Here is a 20,901-nt window from a genome sequence, read left to right as displayed (position 1 = left end):
AGCAAAAATCCCGCTTAAGTTTCCTTAAGCGGGCTTCTTAAATATGGCTCCTCTGACTGGACTCGAACCAGTGACATACGGATTAACAGTCCGCCGTTCTACCGACTGAACTACAGAGGAATCGTGTGAACGAGGCGCATATTAATAGCCTCGCTATTTTGTGTCAACACTAAATTCAACGCACTGATTCAATTGATTAATTATGACTCAAGCTGCTGATTTAGTGTACTTGCGCGGCGGGATCTTCGCCGGGTCCTTCATTTTCACGTAAACGTTGCAGCGGGTCCTGCTGGTAAAACTGGCAAAAACGCTGCCACAGCGCAGGGAAGCGGGGCGCGAAAAGCTCGGGAGCGCTGAAGAAATACTCTGATAATACAGCAAAGCACTCGGCCGGGTCGGTGGCGGCATAGGCGTCAATGCTGGCCGCGCTTTCGCCTACCAGATCGATCTCGTCCTGAATATTATTCATGGCGGCATGCAGATCGTGTTCCCAGCCCGCGACTTCACGTAACGGAATAAACGGCACCCCGCTGGCGCGGTCGCCATTACGGGTATCCAGCTTATGCGCCACTTCATGAATGATGAGGTTGAAGCCGGATGCGTCGAACGAGTCCTGAATATCCAACCAGTTGAGGATAATTGGCCCCTGCTGCCAGCTTTGACCAGACTGCACCATCCGCTGATTGTGAACCAGCCCGATGTCATCTTCCCATTCGTCGTCCACCACAAAGGGGGCAGGGTAGATCAGCACTTCATGGAAACCGTCCAGCCACTCGATACCCAGCTGCAGTACCGGCAGGCAAAAGAGCAGGGCGATGCGGGTGCTCTTGCGATCGTCGAGTTCAAAACCCTGCAGCGGTACCAGGCGTTTTTGCTGTAAGAACCGCATGGCAAGCTGTACCAGACGCGATTTATCCTCATCCGATAAAGTGGACAGAACGGGGATCGCCAGCGCCTCTTCCCACGGCAGCGCCGCGCTTCGGGCGGATTCATTCGATTTCCAGGGCCACTTAATCATCGCTTTGCTCGCAAACTCGTCACTTGAACAAAATTGAACGGTTATGGTCTGTTAAAAGCCAAATTACGCTTCAGAATTTCTGCTCGCATCTCACCAGACTTACTGTGCGCCGGTTACCTTATCATTCCACTTGTGTTGAGTAATAGCCCTTTACCGCTTCAAAACAATATATGTGAGCTAAATCAGGCTGTTTATCCGAAGAGATTGTATTGCAGGCGTTACTCCTGGTGACAATATTGTCTGAGCAAGGCTATCTGCTCAGGGCGCAGGCGATAACGATACACGGGCCGACCGGTTGCACCATAGTGAATGCTGGTGTGCAGAACGTTAACCTGCGCCAGCCAGATCAGGTACTTGCGGCAGGATACCCGCGAGATATTAACCGCGTTCGCCAGATCGTCGGTTGAGAACTCTGTTCCATGATGGGCATCAATCCACAGGCACAGCGTGCGCAGCGTCTGAGAGGTTAACCCTTTCGGCAGGCGACGACTGTCCGCCAGCGCCGGCGCACCGCCGCGCAGCAGACGGTCAACGTCGGCCTGTTCATAATACTGGTGCGATTCCATCAGCTGCTTTTTCTCGCGCCAGCCGTTCAACGCCCCGGCAAAACGCGGAAACTGAAAGGGTTTGATGAGGTAGTCCACCACGCCATAATGCATGGCGGTTTGAATGGTGGTGGCATCCGAGGCCGAGGTGATCATAATAACGTCTGTTTTACGCCCGGATGCGCGGATCGCTGGCAGCAGGCTCAGGCCATTGTCCCGCTGCATATAGACATCCAGCAGGATCAGATCCACCTGTCGGCCAGGGGAGTGTAATACGGCTTCAGCCTGTGCAAGGGAAGTGGCAATGCCGCAGCAGAAAAATCCCTCGACCCGGTCTATGTACTGGCGGTTAAGATCGGCCACCATCGCATCGTCATCAACAATCAAAACATGTATCACGCGTTATTCCTTTCACTGTCCCAGGGGAGCTGCACAAAAAACTGGGTAAACACGCCCGGCTCAGATTCCACGGCGATCTCCCCGCCCAGATTTTCGATTTGCTGACGGGCGAGGAATAATCCCATCCCCCGGTTCTCCCCTTTAGTGGAAAACCCTTTGCTAAAAATGGTCTGCAGATGCTCAGGGGCAATACCCGGGCCATCGTCACTCACCTCAGCGCTAATCCAGCCTTGCTGGTAGTGCAGCAGCAGACCGATCTCCCCCCCGGACTGAGGGACCATGGCATCGAGTGCATTTTCAATCACATTACCGAGAACGGTAACAAGCCCTGCAACCTGCTGCGCATTGGGGTTATCAGGAACCTGACTGGCATCGGATAGCGTCAGGCTACTCCCCATCTCTCTGGCGCGGTTGATTTTGCTCAGCAAAAATCCCGCCACCACCGGCGATTTGACGTTGCGCTGCAGCGTGCCGACATCGCTCTGCCAGGCATTCGCCGTCAGCAGGACGTACTCTTCAAGTCTGGCATAGTGTTTCATATGCAGCAGCCCGAGGATCACGTGCAGCTTATTCATAAACTCATGGGAGTGGCTGCGCAGGGCATCGAGATAGTTCACCATGCCGTCCAGTCGCTGCAGAAGCTCGCTGATTTCAGTCTTATCGCGAAACGTGGTAATAGCACCCATCAGCTGATTATCGCTTTTCACGGGTAAGGTATTACAGAGCAACAACCGACCGTGGCAGGTGATCTCCTGATCCTGACGGGATTCCCCGCTACGCAATACTTCGCGCAGGTTCGCCAGCAGCGGCGCTTCATGCTGAGTATTACCGCAGGCGTTGATATTCAGGATCTGCCGGGCGGCATGGTTCACCATCGTCACATGCCCCTGTTGATCCACGGCAATAACGCCCTCGCGCAGGGATTGCAGCATCGCCTGGCGCTGTTCAAGCAGGGCTGATATTTGCCAGGGCTCCAGCCCGAACAGAACGCGCTTCAGCACCCGCACCAGCCCCCAGGCGCCCAGCGCCCCCAGCAGGGCGCTGAACAGCACCAGCCAGATGGCATCCCAGCGGTTGCGGGCGATCTGCTGCTCCACTTTATTGAGCGAGATCCCCACCGCAACGACCCCAATCTGCTGATGCTGCGCGTTATAGACCGGCGTGAACACGCGCAGCGCCTCGTCGAGCACCCCGTGATTGATGGCGACATTCTCTTTTTCCTCCAGCGCGGGGCGGAGATCCACGCCGATAAAGGCTTTGCCAAGCAGAGTGCTGTTGGGATGCGAATAGCGGATGCCTTGCATATCGGTGACGACTGCAAATAGCAGGTTGTTACGCTGCATGACTGCCCGGGCGACGGGCTGAATAATGTTGCTCTCCGGTGGGAGGGACAAGCCGCGGATCACCTCCGGGCTGTCGGCCAGCGTTCTGGCGACGGCCAGGGCGGTATCCCGAACCCCATCGCGCGTGGCCCGGGTGATTTGCGCAAAATAGAGGATAAAAATCACCAGCAGCACCGCGCCCGTCACGCTGTACACCATCAGCGTGACCAGCGTGTTCAGCTTCATTGGGCGCTTATGCGTGGAGGGAAGGGGCGGCAAATCGCGCATTGAAACTCCGGTAAAGGCAGAAAGGGGAGCATTATCGCTGATGGTGCTAATTTGTAAAAGCAATGTAAAACGAAGGCGGCAGAAAGCAAAAAGCCCGCTTTGCAGCGGGCCTGATAGGGGCTGTTGGCCAATCAGAACTGGTAAACGATACCCAGCGCGAACTGGTCGTCAGCAGGCATGCCGGTACTGGCTGCGTCGTCACCATCCAGCAGGTTGAATTTGTACGCAGTGTAGACGTTCATATTCTTGTTGAAGTAGTACCAGGTACCCAGCTCAACATAGTTCACGAGGTCGGCATTAAAGCCGCGCACGCCGTTACGTTCACCCAGGTCTTTGCCTTTGGAGTAGACATAGCCCAGGGAAGGACGCAGACCAAAATCGAACTGGTACTGCACCACGGCTTCAATGTTCTGGGTTTTGTTAGCAAAACCGGCGTCGCTTACATAGGTCATGTTACGGGTTTCACCGTACATCACAGCAGTATAGAGATTATTGGCATCGTATTTTGCTGCCAGCGACCAGATTTCAGCGGTATCGCCGTAGCCGTCAATTGACTGCTTGTCGGTGCGGTCAGATTTGCCGTATACACCAACGAAGCCGAAGCCATCGAAGTTGTAGCTGATTGATGAGCTGTAACCGTCACCATTGGCTTTCTTCACCTGGTTATCATGGTTTTTGCCCTGGTATTGCAGCGCAAAATCCAGACCCTCAACCGCGCCGAAGAAGTCCGAGTTGCGATAGGTCGCCACGCCGGTGGTACGGCCAGTCATAAAGTTATCGGTGTGAACCCAGGAATCACCACCCCATTCTACGAGCATATCAGTGTAAGCACCGGCGTCGTACGCTACGCCGTAGTTACGGCCATAGTCAAATGAGCCGAACTCGCCGAATTTCAGCCCCGCGAAGGCCAGACGGGTGTTCTGGTTCTGCTCGCCTTCCGGCGCGTTGGCGGGCATGTTGTACTCGAACTGGCCGTAACCGGTCAGAGCATCGCTGATTTGCGTTTCGCCTTTAATGCCGAAGCGCGCGTAAGAGGCATCAAAATTTTCGCTGTTGCTCTGGTCGGTGTTGTTCCAGATACGCTTTCCGACCATCTTTCCGTACAGATCGAATTTATTGCCGTTTTTATTGTAAATTTCCGCTGCGTTAGCTCCGCCTGCACTCAATAAAACGGGGACCAGAACTGCCAGTACTTTTCTTTTCATTATATATTCCCTTCTATATATTTTCATCATGAATATATGCAACCCCCTCCGGGTTACCGGGTCAATACTATTTCAGGGCAGGTTTTTACTGTTTAAAAATAAATGTAACTAAATTATTTAGATTATTTCAAAATATTAAAATGAGTGTCTTTATATGTTTAATTTATGGTTTTTTTTCACGCATTTATGATGGTTATTGGTTTTAATATTAGCTGGTTATAGGTTTGATGGGTTCATTTAGCGGGGTTATGCCTGACAGGGCGGGCGAGAATAAAAAAAAGCCCGATAACATTATCGGGCAATAATAAGGGGGTATTTAAGAGTGTTTAATGATGAAACGACAAAAAAGCTCATAACGTCATTATCATTACACAGTTGTGAGATTTAAGAAATAGCTTGCCTCGTGCCGGGAGAGTGAAATTAGTCCTTAATAAAGTTGCCTTCTGCTAAAACTATATGTTTGACAGATAAACGCGACGAAATGATAAATATGCGCTATATAAAGTTGCGGGAGATCAACTTAAGGCAAATCATCAGCACAAATGTGCACCATGAGGGTGCGTTCGATAGAAAAATGTGATTTATTTCACATTTTACAGTGACGATGTGAATGGGCGACAGCGCCGCCAGGAAAGGAAAGGAAAGGAAAGGACTAAATGGAACAAAAATATGAGCGCAGCCTGGGAGGCAAACTGGCCCTGTGGGTTTTTTACGCATTTTGCGGCTACTTCATCTGGGCGATGGCACGCTATTTGTGGGTCATTAGTAAGATCAATTCAGTGCCAGGTCCGCTGGTTGATGGCGATCTCGGATCGACATCCGGCAAATGGCTGGGTGCTCTGATTGGATTTCTGGTGCTGGGGGCTGTGGGGGCGATCCTCGGGAGCATTGCCTGGTACACCCGCCCGCGCGATGTGCCAGAGCAGTAAATAATTGCTATTGTACGGCTTTTCACTTCAGGGAAGCGCTATGGAACTCGTGCAGTGGCAACAACGTTTTGAACACTGGCTGATGGTGCATCATGGCCGGGATGATACCGCGCATGATATTTCGCATTTCCGCCGGGTCTGGTATACCTCACAGCGCCTGATGAAAGACCAGCAGGTTGATGCCCTGGTCATTCTCACGGCCTGTTATTTTCACGATATTGTCAGCCTGCCGAAGAACCATCCGCAGCGGGGCCGCTCGTCGCAGCTGGCCGCTGAAAAGACGGCCGCTATTCTGGGCGAAGAGTTCACGGATTTCCCCACCCCGCTTTATGCGGCCGTTCAGCACGCCATTGAGGCGCACAGCTTCAGTGCCGGGATCCCGCCTCGCACGCTGGAAGCGAAAATCGTGCAGGATGCAGACAGGCTGGAAGCCCTTGGCGCCATCGGGCTGGCGCGCGTGTTTGCCGTCTCCGGCGCGCTGGGCGTGCCCCTTTTCGATCCGGACGATCCCTTTGCGGATGAACGCGAGCTGAACGACCGGGCGTTTGCGCTGGACCATTTCCAGACCAAACTCCTGCGTCTGCCGCAGACGATGCAGACCCAGGCCGGACGTGAGCTGGCACGGCAGAGCGCCGATTTTCTGATCCAGTTTATGGCCCGGCTCAGCGCAGAGTTACGCGGGGATTACGAAGGCACCGACAGCGAGGTATTACAACGCTTCCGGGAAAGTCTGTAAGCCCTTTCTGTGTTACTCTGTTTGCATCCCTTTTGGTCCGGTTAAATGTATGCAGGAAAATGTATCAGTGACGGAATCCGCGCCTTTGCTGGCAGTAAAATCAACGGCGTCCGTTCAGGCGTTATTGTGTCAACTGCTGGAAATTTACGATGCCAGAACCCTGGCTCATCTTCTGAATGCTCAGGGCGAGAGCCACTGGAGTCCGGCTATTATCAAGCGACTGGTAACCAGCGAGCGGGCAGGGCATCGTCTCAGCGACGGCGAATTTGGCATGCTGCAAAACCTGCTCCCGCGCCCGCCAGCCTGTCACCCGCACTATGCTTTCCGCTTTGTCGATCTTTTTGCCGGGATCGGCGGTATTCGCCATGGTTTTGAGGCGATTGGGGGGCAGTGCGTCTTCACCAGCGAATGGAACAAACACGCGGTGCGTACCTACAGGGCCAACTGGTATTGCGATCCAGACGCGCATCAGTTCAACGATGATATTCGTGAAGTCACGCTCAGCCACCAGACCGGCGTTACCGATGAAGAGGCGGCCCGGCATATTCGCGACAACATTCCCGCGCATGACGTGCTGCTGGCGGGCTTTCCCTGCCAGCCGTTTTCCCTGGCGGGCGTGTCGAAGAAGAACGCACTGGGCCGCGCACACGGGTTTGCCTGCGATACCCAGGGGACGCTGTTTTTCGACGTGGCCCGCATCATTGACGCCCGCCGCCCGGCGATCTTCGTGCTGGAAAACGTCAAAAACCTGAAGAGTCACGACGGGGGCAAAACATTCCGCATCATTATGCAGACCCTGGACGAGTTGGGGTATGACGTGGCGGATGCCGACGATAGCGGGCCGGACGACCCGAAGATCGTTGATGGCAAACATTTCCTGCCCCAGCATCGCGAGCGTATCGTGCTGGTGGGCTTTCGTCGCGATCTCAATCTGCGGGGCAACTTTACGCTGCGCGATCTTCCGGGGCTGTGGCCGGCCCGGCGCCCGACGATTGCCGACCTGCTCGAGCCGGTGGTGGACGCTAAATTCATTCTTACCCCGGTGCTGTGGAAGTATCTGTATCGTTATGCCAAAAAGCATCAGGCGAAGGGTAACGGTTTTGGCTTCGGAATGGTCGACCCTACCAATCCGCACAGCGTCGCCCGCACCCTGTCGGCACGCTATTACAAAGATGGCGCCGAGATCCTTATCGACCGCGGCTGGGATAAGGCCCTGGGCGAGCGCGACTTTGATGATGCCGAAAACCAGCGCCACCGTCCGCGCCGCCTGACGCCACGCGAATGCGCTCGCCTGATGGGGTTTGAAACGCCGCAGGGCTACAGCTTCCGCATTCCGGTTTCGGATACCCAGGCCTATCGCCAGTTTGGTAACTCCGTGGTGGTGCCGGCATTTGCCGCCGTGGCACGTTTGCTGGAGTCGCGCATTTTACAGGCGGTGCAACAGCGCAAGGCCGAGGCCGCGAATGACGGACGTTCACAATAAGGCCACGCGCAGTAAAAACATGCGCGCTATCGGCACGCGGGATACGGCTATCGAGAAGCGGCTGGCGGGCCTGCTCACGGAGCTCGGGTTTGAGTTTCGCGTGCAGGACGCCGCGCTTGCCGGAAGGCCAGATTTTGTTGTCGATAGCGGCAAATGCGTCATCTTCACCCACGGCTGCTTCTGGCATCACCACGACTGCTATCTGTTTAAAGTTCCCGCGACCCGCACCGATTTCTGGCTGGATAAAATTGGCAAAAATGTGGCGCGCGACGCGCGGGATATCGCCGTGTTGCAGGATCAGGGCTGGCGGGTTCTGGTGGTGTGGGAATGTGCGCTGCGCGGCCGAATGAAGCTGGATGATAAGGCGCTTATGGAGCGGCTGGAGGAGTGGATCTGCAGCGGCGGTGCTACCGCGCAGATCGACACTCAGGGCATTCGCCCGCTCAGGGTTTCTCCACCGGACACGGCGTAACCACCGGTTTGCCCGGTAGCAGATACTTGCCGAGCGTCACCAGCACCACCGCCATAATGATAATCCCCAGCGCCAGCCACTCTACGCTTGAGAGCGATTCCCCGCCTAAGCCCGTGCCCAGCAGGACAGCCACCACCGGGTTCACATAGGCATAGCTGGTGGCAACCGCCGGTGAGACGTTGCGGATCAGGAACATGTAGGCGTTAATGGCGATCACCGAGCCGAAAATCGCCAGATAGCCCACCGCCAGCCATCCCGACAGGTCGGGCAGGGCAGCCATTTTCTCCCCCGACAGCATAGATGCCGCCAGCAGGACGATCCCGGCGGTCACCATCTCAATGGCTCCGGCCATCATCCCGGTTGGCAACGCGATGCGTGAGCCATAGACCGAACCGAATGCCCAGCTCATCGAACCAATCAGGATCAGCACCGCACCCCATGGATTACCGCTCAGGTTACCGCCGCTGTTGAGCAGAATAATACCCGCCATACCGATGGCGATCCCCAGCCACTCCAGCTTGCGTGTTTTGATGCCAAACAGGCGGCTGAAGCAGAGGGTGAACAGCGGCACGGTCGCCACGACCACCGCGGCGATCCCGGACGGCACGTTCTGATGTTCGGCGACGGTGACAAATCCGTTGCCCACTGCCAGCAGCAGGACGCCAATCAGGGCTGCATTGAGCAACGGGCGCAGCGGCGGCAGCTTATGGCCGCGCAGCAGAAGAAACGCCAGCAACAGCGTACCCGCAGAGAGAAAGCGCACCCCCGCCATCATCAGGGGCGGCCAACTCTCCACCCCGATACGGATCACAAAGTAGGTGGAGCCCCAGATGATATAGAGCGCAAACAGCGCGCCCGCTAATGGTATTACTTGCCTGAAACGCATACTCCCTCACCGCGTAATAAAAAGGTCGCATATAGTTAACGTGAAAACTATTGCGCTGGCGAGTCCTTTAATTGTTCGGCAAGTGTGAATATTTTGTTGACATAAATGGGATGGTTTCAGGGTTACCGGTTTTGCTCCATACTGTTGTGGTAATTAACAAAAAAGAAGGAACGTAATTTTGGCGGGAAGTAGCTTATTAACTCTGCTGGATGATATCGCCACGCTGCTGGACGATATTTCACTGATGGGAAAACTGGCGGCGAAAAAGACCGCGGGCGTGCTGGGAGATGACTTATCCCTCAACGCTCAACAGGTCACGGGCGTTCGCGCCAACCGGGAACTGCCGGTGGTCTGGGCCGTGGCGAAAGGCTCCTTTATCAATAAAGTGATCCTGGTGCCGCTGGCGCTGCTGATTAGCGCCTTTATCCCCTGGGCCATTACGCCCCTGTTGATGATTGGCGGGGCGTTTCTCTGTTTTGAAGGGGCAGAGAAGATCCTTCACTCTTTGGCTGCGCGTAAAGACAAGGAGAAGGAGAGCCCGGCCGCCCGGCAACAGCGTCTGGAAGCGCTGGCCGCTAAAGATCCTGTCGCTTTCGAACGCGATAAAGTTAAGGGTGCTATCCGCACCGACTTTATTCTGTCGGCGGAGATTGTCGCTATTACCCTGGGCATTGTGGCGGATGCGCCACTGCTGAATCAGGTGCTGGTGCTCTCCGGAATTGCCATTCTGGTCACTATCGGGGTTTACGGTCTGGTAGGACTCATCGTCAAACTGGACGACATCGGCTACTGGCTGAACGAAAAAACCAGCGCGCTGGCACAGGGGATCGGCAAGGCGCTGCTGGTGATTGCCCCCTGGCTGATGAAGTCGTTATCGGTGATTGGCACCCTGGCGATGTTCCTGGTCGGTGGCGGGATCGTGGTACACGGTATTGCACCGCTACATCATGCCATTGAGCACTTCGCCGAAGCGCAAGGCGCTGTTATCGCAGCCATATTACCGACGTTACTTAACCTGGTCCTCGGCTTTATCCTGGGGCTGATCGTCGTCGCGGTGGTTAAAGTTGTGGAGAAAATGCGAGGTCGCTCACATTAATAGGCTGCGCCTGTACCAGGCATAACTTCTGTTCCTCGACTAAATTGATACAGTTTCACACTGATAAAGGAGGCGGTTATGGTCTTTCTGGTCAGCGATGAAGTTAAGCCTAAAAACGGCGGTCCACGTATGGTCGTCACCGGCTATGCAAGCGGAATGGTGGAGTGTCGCTGGTACGACGGTTACGGCATCAAGCAGGAAGCGTTTCGTGAAGATGAGCTTCAGCATGGTGACGGCATCCGGCGGCAGGACAAGGCTTAAGTCACGCTACGCCCGGCACTGCCGGGCGTTTTTGTACGCTATAATCGCCAACAGTAGTTGCACGGCAAAACCCGCCAGGCTTTGATGCCATGCGGATGGCAAAGTTGGCCTTTATGGAGAGTGTGTGGAGCACGACAACGTTACAGGAAAAGACGCTTTTTCGGCGCGACACCGTTTTCATCCGGGCCGGGTTGTTAATATATGCTTTATTGCTGTCCTCATCTTCTCCACGCTGCTCACCTGGCGTGAGGCTGTGGTACTGGAGGATGCCTACGCCGCCAGCCAGAAGAACCATCTGGAGACGGTAGTCAATTCCCTCGATCGCCAGCTCGAGTTCAGCGTTGAAAAATTGCTGTTCTTTCGTAACGGCATGCGCGACGCCCTTGAAACCCCCCTCGCGTCGCCGCTGCTGCGCAATACCGTCGACCATTTTAAAGATTTGCAGGGAAAACCTTTCTGGCAGCTGACGTTTGACGTGCGGCGCACCTTACCTTTGAACGGCGTTTCTGATGCCTTTGTGCGGCAAACCACCAGCCTGATACGCGACCAGGAACGGCTTGAAAGAGAGTTGAGCGCCGCCTTCGAAATGGGCTATTTACTGCGTATCGACTCCCCTGCGGCACACGCAAACCGCGTGGTCTATGTCTCCCGCGCCGGGTTTTACGTCTCGACCAATCCTGCCGACTGGGGCAATGACATCATCTCCCGCTACTACCAGCTGGTGACACGTCCGTGGTACACCGGCCAGTCGGAGCGTGAGAACCGGACCCGCAGCGTGCGCTGGTTTACCCGGGGATCTGAGGATGGCACGGTCACCGCCAGCGTGCCGGTCGATCATCAGCACTACTGGTACGGCGCGCTGGCGATAGACTTCTCCCTCACCGGGCTTAAGAAATTGCTCCAGGATGCGGTAGATGGCAACGGTGAAGGGGAGTTTCAGCTCTACGACAACGGTTTTCATCTGCTTGCCACATCAGAGAGCAATGCCGACAATGTGAACCATTTCAACGAACGTGAGCGGGCGCAAATCGCCGCTGCGCTGGAAAAAGATACCGGAGGGGATATCCGTCTGGGGAGCCGCTACGTCAACTGGCAGCATCTGGATCACTTCGACGGCATGGTGCTGCGCATCCATACCCTGAGGGAAGGGGCGAACGGCGATTTTGGCAGCATCACTATCGCTCTGGCGCTGCTGTGGCTGCTGTTCACCGGCATGCTGGTCGTCTCCTGGATCGTTATCCGCCGGATGGTTAGCAACATGTACTCCATGCAGCACTCGCTGCAGTGGCAGGCCTGGCACGACCCTCTCACGCGCATAAACAATCGTGGCGCGCTGTTTGAGCGCGCAAAAGCGCTGGCGAAACGTTGTGAACAGCAGAAGCAGCCTTTCTCGGTGTTGCAGATGGACCTTGATCACTTCAAAAGCGTTAACGACCGCTTTGGTCACCAGGCAGGGGATAAAGTCCTGACCCATGCCGCCGGGTTAATTACCCGTACGATACGGGATAGCGATGTCGCCGGTCGGGTTGGGGGAGAGGAGTTCTGCGTGGTGCTGCCGGATACGGGGCCGGAACAGGCGATGTCGATTGCCCAGCGCATTCGCGAGCGCATCAATCGTCGGGAGATCCTGGTGAAAAAGAGCCAGACGACGCGCGTCAGCGTGTCGATTGGCGTCAGCAGCGCACAGGAGAGCGGGAGTTACGATTTTGAACAGCTGCAGTCCATCGCCGACGCCCGTCTCTACCAGGCGAAACAGCGTGGACGCAACCAGGTGGTGGATCAGGACGAGAAGAAGTGATCCAGCCCTTCACGCCAGCCTGCAGGGCCGGGCTGCTGGGTATGGTAAACCCGCGCCGGATCGTCGTTTTTTAGCGCCACGCCCTGGCGGTTTATGCCTTTGACCACCACGGCAAAATCGACGCTATCGAGCAGCGGGGCATCGTTAGGACCGTCCCCCAGGCCGAGGGTGGTTGGGAGTGCCCCTTCGCGCTGGAGGTACTGCTCGTTGAGCCAGTTAATCGCCTGATCTTTTCCGCCGCGCTCATCAAGGATGTGCCAGAACCGCGCGCCCTGCACAAACTTCATTCCCAGCCCGTCCAGGGCATCTTCAAACGCGGCCATTCTCTCGTCGCTGTCGCGCCAGATGAGGGTCACCGAGGCTTCATGTAGCCTCGCCAGAGCCGCTCGCTCCCGGTTAAGCCCGGTCCACTCGCTAATCACCCGCTCATCCACATCATCAAAGGTGGTGAACTTATAACCCTCCCGGTCGCGCAGCTGATTAATAACGTTAACGATGTCGGTGTGGGCAGCGCCAGTGATTAACCGCGGGGCATCGGGGTGGTCGTTCCAGCGCACGTCCAGCTGGATCACGGCACCGTTTTCGGCGATAAAGGGCAGGCCATCCAGGCCCAGGTCGCTCTGGATCTCGAGCATCTCCGCCGCAGTTTTACTGCTGCAGAGGATCACCGGGATCTGGTTATCCCGTAGCTGTTCCAGCCAGCCAAGCGCGGGCTGCCAGTCATAGGTGTGAATGTCCAGCAATGTGCCGTCCAGATCGCTATAAATCAGCAGCGGATCGTTAAGTGAAGGCATAGCATCTCCCGTAACAGATAAAGGTCTTTTATAGGATTTTTCTTAAAATAAAATTCGTTAAAATGGCTACCGTCTGGAACCGATCCCGCTCACACCGCGTCCCGCGTGACTTGTGGAACCATAACTAATATTTTAATTTCACACGGTAACTATAAATGTGAAGAATATTTCCTTGTCTTGCAAAAATTTTGCAGATAATGTTTACCCGACATCAGATTTCCTGGTGTAACGAATTTACAAGTGCTTCTTGCATAAGCAAGTTTGATCCCGGTCACCCCATGACCGGGATTTTTTTCGCCTCAGCGATTTACTTCCGTCACGCTAAAATCATGAATATCCAGCTCGAAGGCTTCCGCCAGCTCGCGCCAGGTATGGTAATCCCTGTCGTTTACTCTGACCCGGGTAGGGTCATCCTCGATCCGCTTGACCTCGCTCTCGCTGATTTCATTGATGGCGGCGAGCAAGGCATCCACGTCGACATTCACTTCCCGTTTCGCGGTCTCGCTGTACTCTTTTGCGGTCTTCATTCCTCACTCCTCATTCAACCGGGTTCATCTGTAAGTATAGACCGCCGATAAAAGCGGCAATCGCGCAGCAACACGCTGCCAGTTTTCACGTTTTGTTCTACACTGGCTCAAAACCAGAGGAGGATTTTATGAACGTCAACGATCGGGTCACAGTTAAAACCGATGGCGGGCCGCGTCGCCCGGGGGTTGTTCTGGCGGTTGAGCAGTTTAATGAAGGCACGATGTATCTGGTCTCGCTGGAAGATTACCCGCTTGGGATCTGGTTCTTTAACGAGCTTGGCCACCCTGACGGTATATTCGTTGAGAGCCAGGAGTAGCGTGCATGTCGGGTTGCAGGGGCTGGCCCGGCCAAAATGAAAAATCTCTGGCGTAGCCAGAGATCGGATTGCGTGTAAAGAAAGGGAAGGGGTTAACGCAGGTTAACGTGGATTCCGTTGGTCACATTGTCTGTCAAACGAACGACATGATAGATCACTTGCTTATTATGCGTTTTTATCTTCCTTTTAATATTTCCCTTATGTGACGATACGGTTTTCGCTTTGATATTCATCTGGTCGGAAATCTGAATCGTTCCTTGTCCAGCCATCCACATTCGCAGCATACTGGATTCAGTTCGGCTTAATGATAAAGTCGGAAAATTAATTTTCGCTACACTCTTTATCTCTTTGCTTAAATAATCCCCTACCAGTTCATCCAAGGATTCGGGTTTAATAGATTTAGAACTAATCAGAAGATTCTGACGAACACGCAAATATTCATCGAAATGGATATTGGCTATCGCCATGAAAACAATAAACAGCGTGCCGGGATGCTGATTAATGATCTGCTTTATTTGCTGACTGTTGGCGGGATCGTGAATGAAACAGTCCTCATTAATAAACACCACACCTGGCGTAAAGGCTTCACATGCGGCGGCAAGTTCGTCAACGGTATGTACATCGTTGATGTCCTTTTTCTTAACCCCTCTGCTTGCCAGATACCCGGTTAACCCTAGCCGGGTGTAACTGCATAAATCCATAATGATCGTTGACATGGCATACCCTCACTCAATGCATAACGATAATTAACCACCTGCCTGAGAGCTCTATAACAGCCAAACGGGATGGAAAAATAAATTACCTGTGAGCATTACAAGGACTTTCAGGCGAACTCACTATCCCGTAAAGTTACGTATAATTTGCCAGGAAACTTCTTAAAGTAAAGTAAATGTTGAATTATGTGAGGAGCATTGAAACATTCAACCCGCATCAGATATATCCTGGCAGATGTTTCTCATTCTTTATTTTAGGAATATCCTCAGAGAGACAATATAAAACCAGGGGTTTATTATTTCGTCGGAAGTTCGCGCACAATATCAGCCAGCAAATTAAATACTTCGCTGAATAAATGTTCGCAGAAAGGTGCAATAAGCGGCATTAAAAGGGAGATAAGCAGAATACCGATGGTCAGGGTAATCGGGAAACCGATGACGAATACCGACAGCTGCGGCGCCATACGGTTGAGTAAGCCCAGCGACAGGTTGACGGCCAACAGCAGGGTAATAAGCGGCAGCGCCAGCATCAGCCCGTTGAGGAAAATCAGCCCGGCCGCGCTGACCAGCGCCATAAAGGCGTTGCTGTTGACCGGATTTCCGCCGATGGGCAGCGTGTGGAAGGTATCCACCAGCAGCGAAATCAGCCACAGATGGCCGTCAAAGGCCATAAACAGCAGCATCGCCAGCAGGTCGATGATACGGGCCAGAATTGGCATATTGAGCCGGCTCCCCGGGTCAAAGAAGGTGGCGAACGACAGACCCATCTGCAAACCAATCAGCTCCCCGGCGGTACGCACGGCGGCAAACGCGAACTGCATCGTAAAGCCAATGGCAACGCCAATCAGGATCTGCTGCAAGCCCACCCACAGTGCCGGGGCGGAAAAGATCGGTACGTTCACCGGCGGCAGCGTCGGGGCGACGATAATGGTGATCATCATCGCCAGCCCGACCTTAACCCGTTTAGGAATGGCCCGCTCGCTCAGGATCGGCGCGGTGGAGATCAGCGCCAGGATGCGCAGCAGCGGCCAGAAGTAAAGGCCGAGCCACTCAAGCCATTGAACGCTGGTGATTTGCAGCATGACTAGCCGATGATGTAGGGCAGGTTGGTGAACAGATTGCGCATATAGTCCAGCAGCAGGTTCAGCATCCACGGCCCGGCGATAATGATCGCTACAAACACGGCGATGATTTTCGGGATAAACGACAGGGTCATCTCGTTAATCTGCGTGGCGGCCTGCAGGATACTGATGACCAGGCCGGTGACCAGCGCCACCAGCAGCAGGGGAGCGGCAACGGAAATGGCGACTTTCATCGCTTCCGTGCCCATCATCATGACCGATTCTGGCGTCATTGCGCGCTCCTTAACTGTAGAAACTTTGCGCCAGCGAACCCACCAGCAGCTGCCAGCCGTCCACCAGAACAAACAGCATCAGCTTGAAGGGCAGGGCGATAGTGGCCGGGGGCACCATCATCATCCCGAGCGCCATCAGGACGCTGGCAATCACCAGGTCGATAATCAAAAACGGAATGAAGATCGTAAAGCCAATCTGGAACGCGGTTTTCAGTTCGCTGGTGACGTAGGCGGGCAGCAGAATGCGCATTGGCACCGCTTCCGGCCCCTGAATGGGCCCGGCGTTAGCCAGACGGGCAAACAGCGCCAGGTCGGCTTCACGGGTCTGACGCAGCATAAATTCCCGCAGCGGCTGCGCCCCTTTCTCCAGCGCCTCCTGCATCGAGATCTTCTCTTCGCTGAAGGGCTGATAAGCGTCGACATAAATCTTGTCGATCACTGGCGACATAATGAAGAAGGTCAAAAACAACGACAGGCCCAGCAGCACCTGGTTAGGCGGCGCGGAAGGGGTGCCCAGCGCGTTTCGCAGCAGGCCAAAGACGATGATGATACGGGTGAAGCTGGTCATCATCAGCAGAATAGCCGGAATAAAGGTCAGGGAGGTGATAAACACCAGCGTCTGCACCGGCAGGGACCAGCTCTGACCGCCATTGGCCATCGGCGTGGAGACAAGGCCTGGCAACTGGGCATACACGGCGGGAGCAAACAGGCCAAGACCTGCAAGCGTAAGGGCTAAGACAGGGCGCATCACGATCTCCCGGAACGCTTAAGCAAACTCTTCATCACGGACTGAAAATCCGGTTGTTCCTCTGCGCGACTCTCCTCAGAGACCGGCGCAGGCGGCAATTTATGCAGAATATTAATGTGTGAGGCGGTGACACCCAGCACCAGCCGGGCGTCTTCCACTTCCACGATCACCACGCGCTCACGCGGGCCCAGCGAGGTGCTGGCAGCGAGCTTTAACCCGCGCGCACCGGCGGTTTTGCCCGCCAGACCCACGCGTTTTGCCAGCCAGGCGGCAATCAGAATAAAGGCAATGATCCCCAGCAGCGCGCCGCTGACCTGAAGCAGCGGTAAGCCTGGAACGGCAGAGGGTTGTGAGACGATTGCCTGGGTTTTCATACTTAACGGCTCAGACGGCGCATACGTTCAGACGGGGTGATGATGTCGGTGATACGCACGCCGTACTTGTCAGCGACAACCACCACTTCACCCTGGGCAATCAGGTAGCCGTTGATCAGAATATCCAGCGGCTCACCGGCCAGACCGTCCAGCGCCACCACCGAACCCTGCGTCAGGCGCAGCAGCTCCTTGATGGTCATCCGGGTACGGCCCAGCTCCACGGTCAGCTTGACCGGGATATCCATAATCAGATCGATATCCTGCAGCGTGCCGCTGACGTCACCGCCGCCCAGCTGCTGGAATACGGCATCGGCAACGCTTTTGCTGGCCGGTGCCTTTTGTTCGTTTAACGCCTCAGCCCACAGATCGTCCAGTGCTCCGGTGTTCTCATCGGACGGATTGTTCATATCACTCATTTGGGCTGTTCCTCATTCAGAGAATTCAAAATCGGGTTGATCAGGTGCTCAACGCGTAACGCGTACTGATTGTTAACGGTGCCATACTGGCTGGTCAGCACGGGCACGCCATCCACATGCGCAATGATGCGGTCGGGTTTTTCTATCGGCAGGACATCGCCGGGTTTTAATTTCAGGATTTGCGACAAACGCAGCGGCACGTCGGCAAAGTTTGCCACCAGTTCCAGCTGGGAGTGCTGAACCTGGCGGACCAGGTTCTCACGCCAGTTCTGATCTTCATGGCGGGAGTTTTCCAGCGGCGGGTTAACCAGCACTTCGCGCAGCGGCTCAATCATGCTGAACGGCAGGCAGATGTTGAATTCACCGGTCAGGTTGCCGATCTCCACGTGGAACGGGGTGTTCACCACGATGTCGTTCGGCGAGGTGGTGATGTTGGTGAACTTCACCTGCATCTCGGAACGCACATACTCCACGTCCAGCGGATGGATCGCTTTCCACGCGTCGCTGTAGCCCTCAAGGGCCAGCTTCAGCATGCGGTTGATGACGCGCTGTTCGGTATGGGTGAACTCGCGGCCTTCCACTTTCGTGGGGAATCGTCCGTCGCCGCCAAACAGGTTATCCACGGCGATAAACACCAGGCTTGGCGAGAAGACGAACAGGCCCGTGCCGCGCAGCGGCTTCAGGTGGATCAGGTTGAGGTTCGTCGGCACCGGCAGGTTACGTGCGAACTCATGGTATGGCTGAATGCGGATCGCGCCGACGGTGATATCCGGGCTACGACGCAGCAGGTTAAACAGCCCCATACGGAACTGACGTGCGAAACGTTCGTTAATGATCTCCAGCGCCTGCAGACGCTCGCGCACCACGCGACGCTGGGTATTAGGATCGTAGGGGCGAATGTCACTTTCGCCCGCCTGGCCCGCTTTGGGTTCGTCGGCCTTATCGCTGTCGCCGTTGAGCAGCGCATCGATTTCCGCCTGAGAAAGAATACTGTCGCCCATGTCGTTACCGCAGAATGAAAGCTGTATACAGAACGTCAGTGACTTCCTGTTTAGGTTGACCGCTGATCAGGGGCGCGGCCAGCGTTTGCTTGATGGCTTCTACCAGCTTCTGTTTACCTTCATCGGTAGAGAGCTGGGCAGGATCCTGGCGAGAAAACAGCAGCAACAGGCGGCTGCGCACTTCCGGCAGGTACTCACTCAGGCGCGCGCGGGTGGCTTCGTCTTTCAGACGCAGCGTCACGCCCACGTAAAACACGTGATCGGCGTCGCCCAGGTTAACGGTGAACGTATCCAGCGCGAAAAAGACCGGTGCCGCTGGCGGTGGCGGCTCCACTTTGGCTTCGGCTGAAGGGGCTTTATTCATACGCCAGTAGCTGTAACCTGCGGTTGCGCAGGCGGCGAGCGTAATTAACACCAGAAGCGGGATCCAGATGGAACGCTTACTTTTTTTGGTGATGGCGGAGTCAGTCATCTGTTGCGTGCTTCCTGTTTCGGGACTGCTAATGTGGTGATTATCCCGTGTCCCGTCGCCGTCAAAGGGTCGAAAAGACGGGGATAATCACGCTACCTCTGGCGTTTAGGTTCAGGCGAAGATATCGACAGCGCTGTTTCCACGTGCGGCAGACTGCAGGGAGGCCGGTACTGCCAGCAGCTCATCGTTCTCTTCATCGAAGCCGCCAGCATTGCCGGAGCGGGATGCCTGCTGCTGGTGCTGAGAAGAGGCCTGCTGTTGGCCGCTAAAGTTTTCACTGCTGATACTGCTCTGCGTCAGCTGAATGCCGTTCTCCGCCAGTTGGGTGCGCAGAACCGGCAGCGCCGCTTCCAGCGCCGCGCGAACGTGGCTATGGCCTGAGACCATTTGCAGCTGGGCCTGGTTATCATCCAGCTTAAGGGTGATCTGCACCTGGCCCAGATCTTCCGGGTGCAGACGCAGCTCGGCGCTCTGCTGGCCCTGGCGGGTAAACAGCGTAATGTGCTGGCTGATGGTCTGCTGCCACTCGTTGCTGCCCAACTGGGCGCTGACCACCGGCGCGGCGGCAAACGTCCCCTGGACAGAAGTATGATTGCTGACAATCGGCCCCATGGTGGCGGTTGGCCCGGTCGGGGACGGGGTGCTCTCTGCCGCCTGTTTGATGGTCGTTGCGGCGACGGCTGGCGTCAGTTGGCTGTCGGCTAAGGAGGCACCTTTGTCCTGAGCGACAGCTTTCGCGCTGCCCAGGGCATCGGTATCCAGGGCTGGCTGACGCCCGCGATCGCTGGTGACCGCCGCCTTCACGTCAAGACTCGTGGCGTTTACCGGCTGAGGAGAGGCGGTGGCGGTCTGCTGGTGGGGCAGCATCGCCATTAAAGCGCTTAATCCCGCCAGCTCGTCTTCGCTGAGTTCAGTTTTACTGTCCGCATCTTTCGCCGCCTGGGTCAGGCTCTTCAGCACGTCGCTTTTGGCAACCGGCAGCAGGCCCTGCGTCAGCCCCGGCTGGGTGGTTTTTTCGTCGGTTAAGGTCAGATCCTGTCGCGCCAGCAGTTCGGCCAGCTCTCCGGCGTCGGCGTCAACGCCGGCTTTGTCCGCACCGGCTTGCAGCGCCGCTTTCGCGAGCTTACCGCCCGATGCCTGCAGATCGCTCAGCGTCAGACCGGCCTCTTTGCCCTGGCCTTTGGCATCGGTTAATGCGCCCGCAAGCAGGGCCAGAAAGTCCTGGGTGCCGTCGGCCGCTTTGCCGCCCCGGGCGCCAGCCGTAAGTTCGCTGTCGCTCGAAAGCAGTTGTTGAAGGGTGATCATTCCGGTGTCCTCATTGTTGCGCGCTGGGCAAATTCATCCATTTTTTTCTGATCGAGACGGCTTTCAGCCAGGTTGGCTGCGGCAAGCTGGCGATCCTGCAGGGTTTGCCAGGCCTGTAAACGCTGTTTCTTCTCTCGCCAGAGGTTCAGGGCCCGCTCAACCTTCTCGGTCCACTGCAGCACCTGCTGGCGATGCTGTTCGATGGCTTTTTCCAGCGTCTGGATAAACTGCTGATAGTTGATCCAGCGCTGGCTGCCGATGCCCTGGGCCATATCCGTGTTGAGGTTGGTGCGATACTCATGCTGGTAGTCGATTAGCATTTTCAGCTGCTCTTCCGCCTGCTGACACCCGCGGCGCATCGCGCCAAGCTGCTGCGCGGCATTATCAACGTCCTTCTCGGCCAGATCTTTTAGCGTGGTTAATGCGCCGTGTTGTGCCATGA

At 55.6% G+C, this 20,901-nt stretch carries 25 protein-coding genes and 1 tRNA gene; 8 read left to right on the top strand and 18 right to left on the bottom strand.

Features of this window, described 5'->3' with window-relative positions; genetic code table 11:
• Window positions 1-44: 44 nt before the first annotated feature.
• The 5 genes from NB069_RS14295 to NB069_RS14275 all read right to left on the bottom strand — a co-directional run bounded on the left by NB069_RS14295 (window position 45) and on the right by NB069_RS14275 (window position 4,777).
• A tRNA-Asn gene (locus NB069_RS14295) sits at window positions 45-120 on the bottom strand.
• Window positions 121-220: 100 nt separating this feature from the next.
• On the bottom strand, window positions 221-1,018 hold the full coding sequence (gene mtfA / locus NB069_RS14290; RefSeq protein WP_250584559.1) for a DgsA anti-repressor MtfA: 798 nt from the start codon (window positions 1,016-1,018) through the stop codon (window positions 221-223).
• A 218-nt stretch (window positions 1,019-1,236) separates the two neighbouring features.
• Complete coding sequence (dcuR, locus tag NB069_RS14285; RefSeq protein ID WP_250584557.1) at window positions 1,237-1,962, bottom strand: two-component system response regulator DcuR; 726 nt, start codon at window positions 1,960-1,962, stop codon at window positions 1,237-1,239.
• A complete protein-coding gene (locus NB069_RS14280) occupies window positions 1,959-3,572 on the bottom strand; it encodes a sensor histidine kinase (protein WP_250584555.1) in 1,614 nt (537 codons plus the stop codon). The genes dcuR and NB069_RS14280 overlap by 4 nt, the downstream gene beginning before the upstream one ends.
• Window positions 3,573-3,703: 131 nt before the next feature.
• Window positions 3,704-4,777: a porin gene (locus NB069_RS14275; RefSeq protein WP_250584553.1), complete on the bottom strand. Its 1,074-nt coding sequence runs from the start codon at window positions 4,775-4,777 to the stop codon at window positions 3,704-3,706.
• 656 nt (window positions 4,778-5,433) lie between these two features.
• Between NB069_RS14275 and drpB the strand changes: the two genes are divergently transcribed.
• Genes drpB through NB069_RS14255 form a run of 4 tightly spaced genes read left to right on the top strand, consistent with a single transcriptional unit; the run spans window position 5,434 to window position 8,397 of the window.
• On the top strand, window positions 5,434-5,706 hold the full coding sequence (gene drpB, locus NB069_RS14270) for a cell division protein DrpB (RefSeq protein ID WP_250584551.1): 273 nt from the start codon (window positions 5,434-5,436) through the stop codon (window positions 5,704-5,706).
• 40 nt (window positions 5,707-5,746) lie between these two features.
• A complete protein-coding gene (locus tag NB069_RS14265; protein WP_250584549.1) occupies window positions 5,747-6,442 on the top strand; it encodes a phosphohydrolase in 696 nt (231 codons plus the stop codon).
• 49 nt (window positions 6,443-6,491) lie between these two features.
• Complete coding sequence (locus tag NB069_RS14260) at window positions 6,492-7,925, top strand: DNA cytosine methyltransferase (RefSeq protein ID WP_250584547.1); 1,434 nt, start codon at window positions 6,492-6,494, stop codon at window positions 7,923-7,925.
• Window positions 7,906-8,397 carry a very short patch repair endonuclease gene (locus NB069_RS14255; RefSeq protein ID WP_250584545.1) on the top strand — a complete coding sequence of 164 codons (492 nt, stop codon included), beginning with the start codon at window positions 7,906-7,908 and terminating at the stop codon, window positions 8,395-8,397. Before NB069_RS14260 ends, NB069_RS14255 begins: the two co-directional genes overlap by 20 nt.
• Here the strand turns inward: NB069_RS14255 and yedA are convergent.
• The gene (yedA, locus tag NB069_RS14250) at window positions 8,369-9,283 is read right to left on the bottom strand and encodes a drug/metabolite exporter YedA (RefSeq protein ID WP_250584543.1); all 915 of its coding nucleotides are present in this window, start codon (window positions 9,281-9,283) and stop codon (window positions 8,369-8,371) included. The two genes, NB069_RS14255 and yedA, sit on opposite strands and share 29 nt — an antisense overlap.
• A 178-nt stretch (window positions 9,284-9,461) precedes the next feature.
• On the opposite strand from yedA, the gene NB069_RS14245 reads away from it, so the two are divergent.
• The 3 genes from NB069_RS14245 (at window position 9,462) to dgcQ (ending at window position 12,438) form a co-directional block, all read left to right on the top strand.
• A complete protein-coding gene (locus NB069_RS14245; RefSeq protein WP_250584541.1) occupies window positions 9,462-10,379 on the top strand; it encodes a DUF808 domain-containing protein in 918 nt (305 codons plus the stop codon).
• Window positions 10,380-10,457: 78 nt separating this feature from the next.
• The gene (locus NB069_RS14240) at window positions 10,458-10,640 is read left to right on the top strand and encodes a YodC family protein (RefSeq protein ID WP_166182893.1); all 183 of its coding nucleotides are present in this window, start codon (window positions 10,458-10,460) and stop codon (window positions 10,638-10,640) included.
• Between the two features lie 124 nt (window positions 10,641-10,764).
• Complete coding sequence (gene dgcQ, locus NB069_RS14235) at window positions 10,765-12,438, top strand: cellulose biosynthesis regulator diguanylate cyclase DgcQ (protein ID WP_250584539.1); 1,674 nt, start codon at window positions 10,765-10,767, stop codon at window positions 12,436-12,438.
• Here dgcQ and NB069_RS14230 read toward each other — a convergent pair.
• Together NB069_RS14230 and yodD are read right to left on the bottom strand one after the other, a co-directional pair.
• Complete coding sequence (locus NB069_RS14230) at window positions 12,420-13,232, bottom strand: mannosyl-3-phosphoglycerate phosphatase-related protein (RefSeq protein ID WP_250584537.1); 813 nt, start codon at window positions 13,230-13,232, stop codon at window positions 12,420-12,422. The genes dgcQ and NB069_RS14230 overlap by 19 nt on opposite strands.
• Window positions 13,233-13,531: 299 nt before the next feature.
• The gene (gene yodD, locus NB069_RS14225; RefSeq protein ID WP_039032546.1) at window positions 13,532-13,759 is read right to left on the bottom strand and encodes a YodD family peroxide/acid resistance protein; all 228 of its coding nucleotides are present in this window, start codon (window positions 13,757-13,759) and stop codon (window positions 13,532-13,534) included.
• 128 nt (window positions 13,760-13,887) lie between these two features.
• On the opposite strand from yodD, the gene dsrB reads away from it, so the two are divergent.
• The gene (gene dsrB, locus NB069_RS14220) at window positions 13,888-14,076 is read left to right on the top strand and encodes a protein DsrB (RefSeq protein ID WP_039032547.1); all 189 of its coding nucleotides are present in this window, start codon (window positions 13,888-13,890) and stop codon (window positions 14,074-14,076) included.
• A gap of 92 nt (window positions 14,077-14,168) precedes the next feature.
• On the opposite strand, the gene rcsA is transcribed toward dsrB, so the two are convergent.
• The 10 genes from rcsA to fliJ form a co-directional block, all read right to left on the bottom strand.
• Entirely contained in the window at window positions 14,169-14,792 is a 624-nt protein-coding gene (rcsA, locus tag NB069_RS14215; RefSeq protein WP_250584535.1) for a transcriptional regulator RcsA, read from the bottom strand.
• A 293-nt stretch (window positions 14,793-15,085) separates the two neighbouring features.
• Window positions 15,086-15,871, bottom strand: coding sequence for a flagellar biosynthetic protein FliR (gene fliR / locus NB069_RS14210; RefSeq protein WP_250584534.1), 786 nt, complete (start codon window positions 15,869-15,871; stop codon window positions 15,086-15,088).
• A gap of 2 nt (window positions 15,872-15,873) precedes the next feature.
• The gene (gene fliQ / locus NB069_RS14205; protein ID WP_039032550.1) at window positions 15,874-16,143 is read right to left on the bottom strand and encodes a flagellar biosynthesis protein FliQ; all 270 of its coding nucleotides are present in this window, start codon (window positions 16,141-16,143) and stop codon (window positions 15,874-15,876) included.
• Window positions 16,144-16,153: 10 nt separating this feature from the next.
• The gene (fliP, locus tag NB069_RS14200) at window positions 16,154-16,891 is read right to left on the bottom strand and encodes a flagellar type III secretion system pore protein FliP (RefSeq protein WP_250584532.1); all 738 of its coding nucleotides are present in this window, start codon (window positions 16,889-16,891) and stop codon (window positions 16,154-16,156) included.
• Window positions 16,891-17,265: a flagellar biosynthetic protein FliO gene (fliO, locus tag NB069_RS14195; RefSeq protein ID WP_250584530.1), complete on the bottom strand. Its 375-nt coding sequence runs from the start codon at window positions 17,263-17,265 to the stop codon at window positions 16,891-16,893. The genes fliP and fliO overlap by 1 nt, the downstream gene beginning before the upstream one ends.
• A 2-nt stretch (window positions 17,266-17,267) precedes the next feature.
• The gene (gene fliN, locus NB069_RS14190; RefSeq protein ID WP_250584528.1) at window positions 17,268-17,681 is read right to left on the bottom strand and encodes a flagellar motor switch protein FliN; all 414 of its coding nucleotides are present in this window, start codon (window positions 17,679-17,681) and stop codon (window positions 17,268-17,270) included.
• Entirely contained in the window at window positions 17,678-18,682 is a 1,005-nt protein-coding gene (gene fliM, locus NB069_RS14185) for a flagellar motor switch protein FliM (RefSeq protein ID WP_039032554.1), read from the bottom strand. The genes fliN and fliM overlap by 4 nt, the downstream gene beginning before the upstream one ends.
• A 4-nt stretch (window positions 18,683-18,686) precedes the next feature.
• Window positions 18,687-19,154: a flagellar basal body-associated protein FliL gene (gene fliL / locus NB069_RS14180; RefSeq protein WP_039032555.1), complete on the bottom strand. Its 468-nt coding sequence runs from the start codon at window positions 19,152-19,154 to the stop codon at window positions 18,687-18,689.
• A gap of 111 nt (window positions 19,155-19,265) precedes the next feature.
• Window positions 19,266-20,459, bottom strand: coding sequence for a flagellar hook length control protein FliK (gene fliK / locus NB069_RS14175; protein WP_250584526.1), 1,194 nt, complete (start codon window positions 20,457-20,459; stop codon window positions 19,266-19,268).
• On the bottom strand, window positions 20,456-20,899 hold the full coding sequence (gene fliJ / locus NB069_RS14170) for a flagellar export protein FliJ (protein WP_250584524.1): 444 nt from the start codon (window positions 20,897-20,899) through the stop codon (window positions 20,456-20,458). Before fliJ ends, fliK begins: the two co-directional genes overlap by 4 nt.
• Window positions 20,900-20,901 lie beyond the last annotated feature (2 nt).

The sequence above is a fragment of the Leclercia adecarboxylata genome (genome assembly GCF_023639785.1).
Taxonomy (GTDB): Bacteria; Pseudomonadota; Gammaproteobacteria; order Enterobacterales; family Enterobacteriaceae; genus Enterobacter; species Enterobacter adecarboxylatus_D.
The sequence above is the reverse complement of the archived record's forward strand: the minus strand, read 5'-3'. Positions and strand labels throughout refer to the sequence as shown.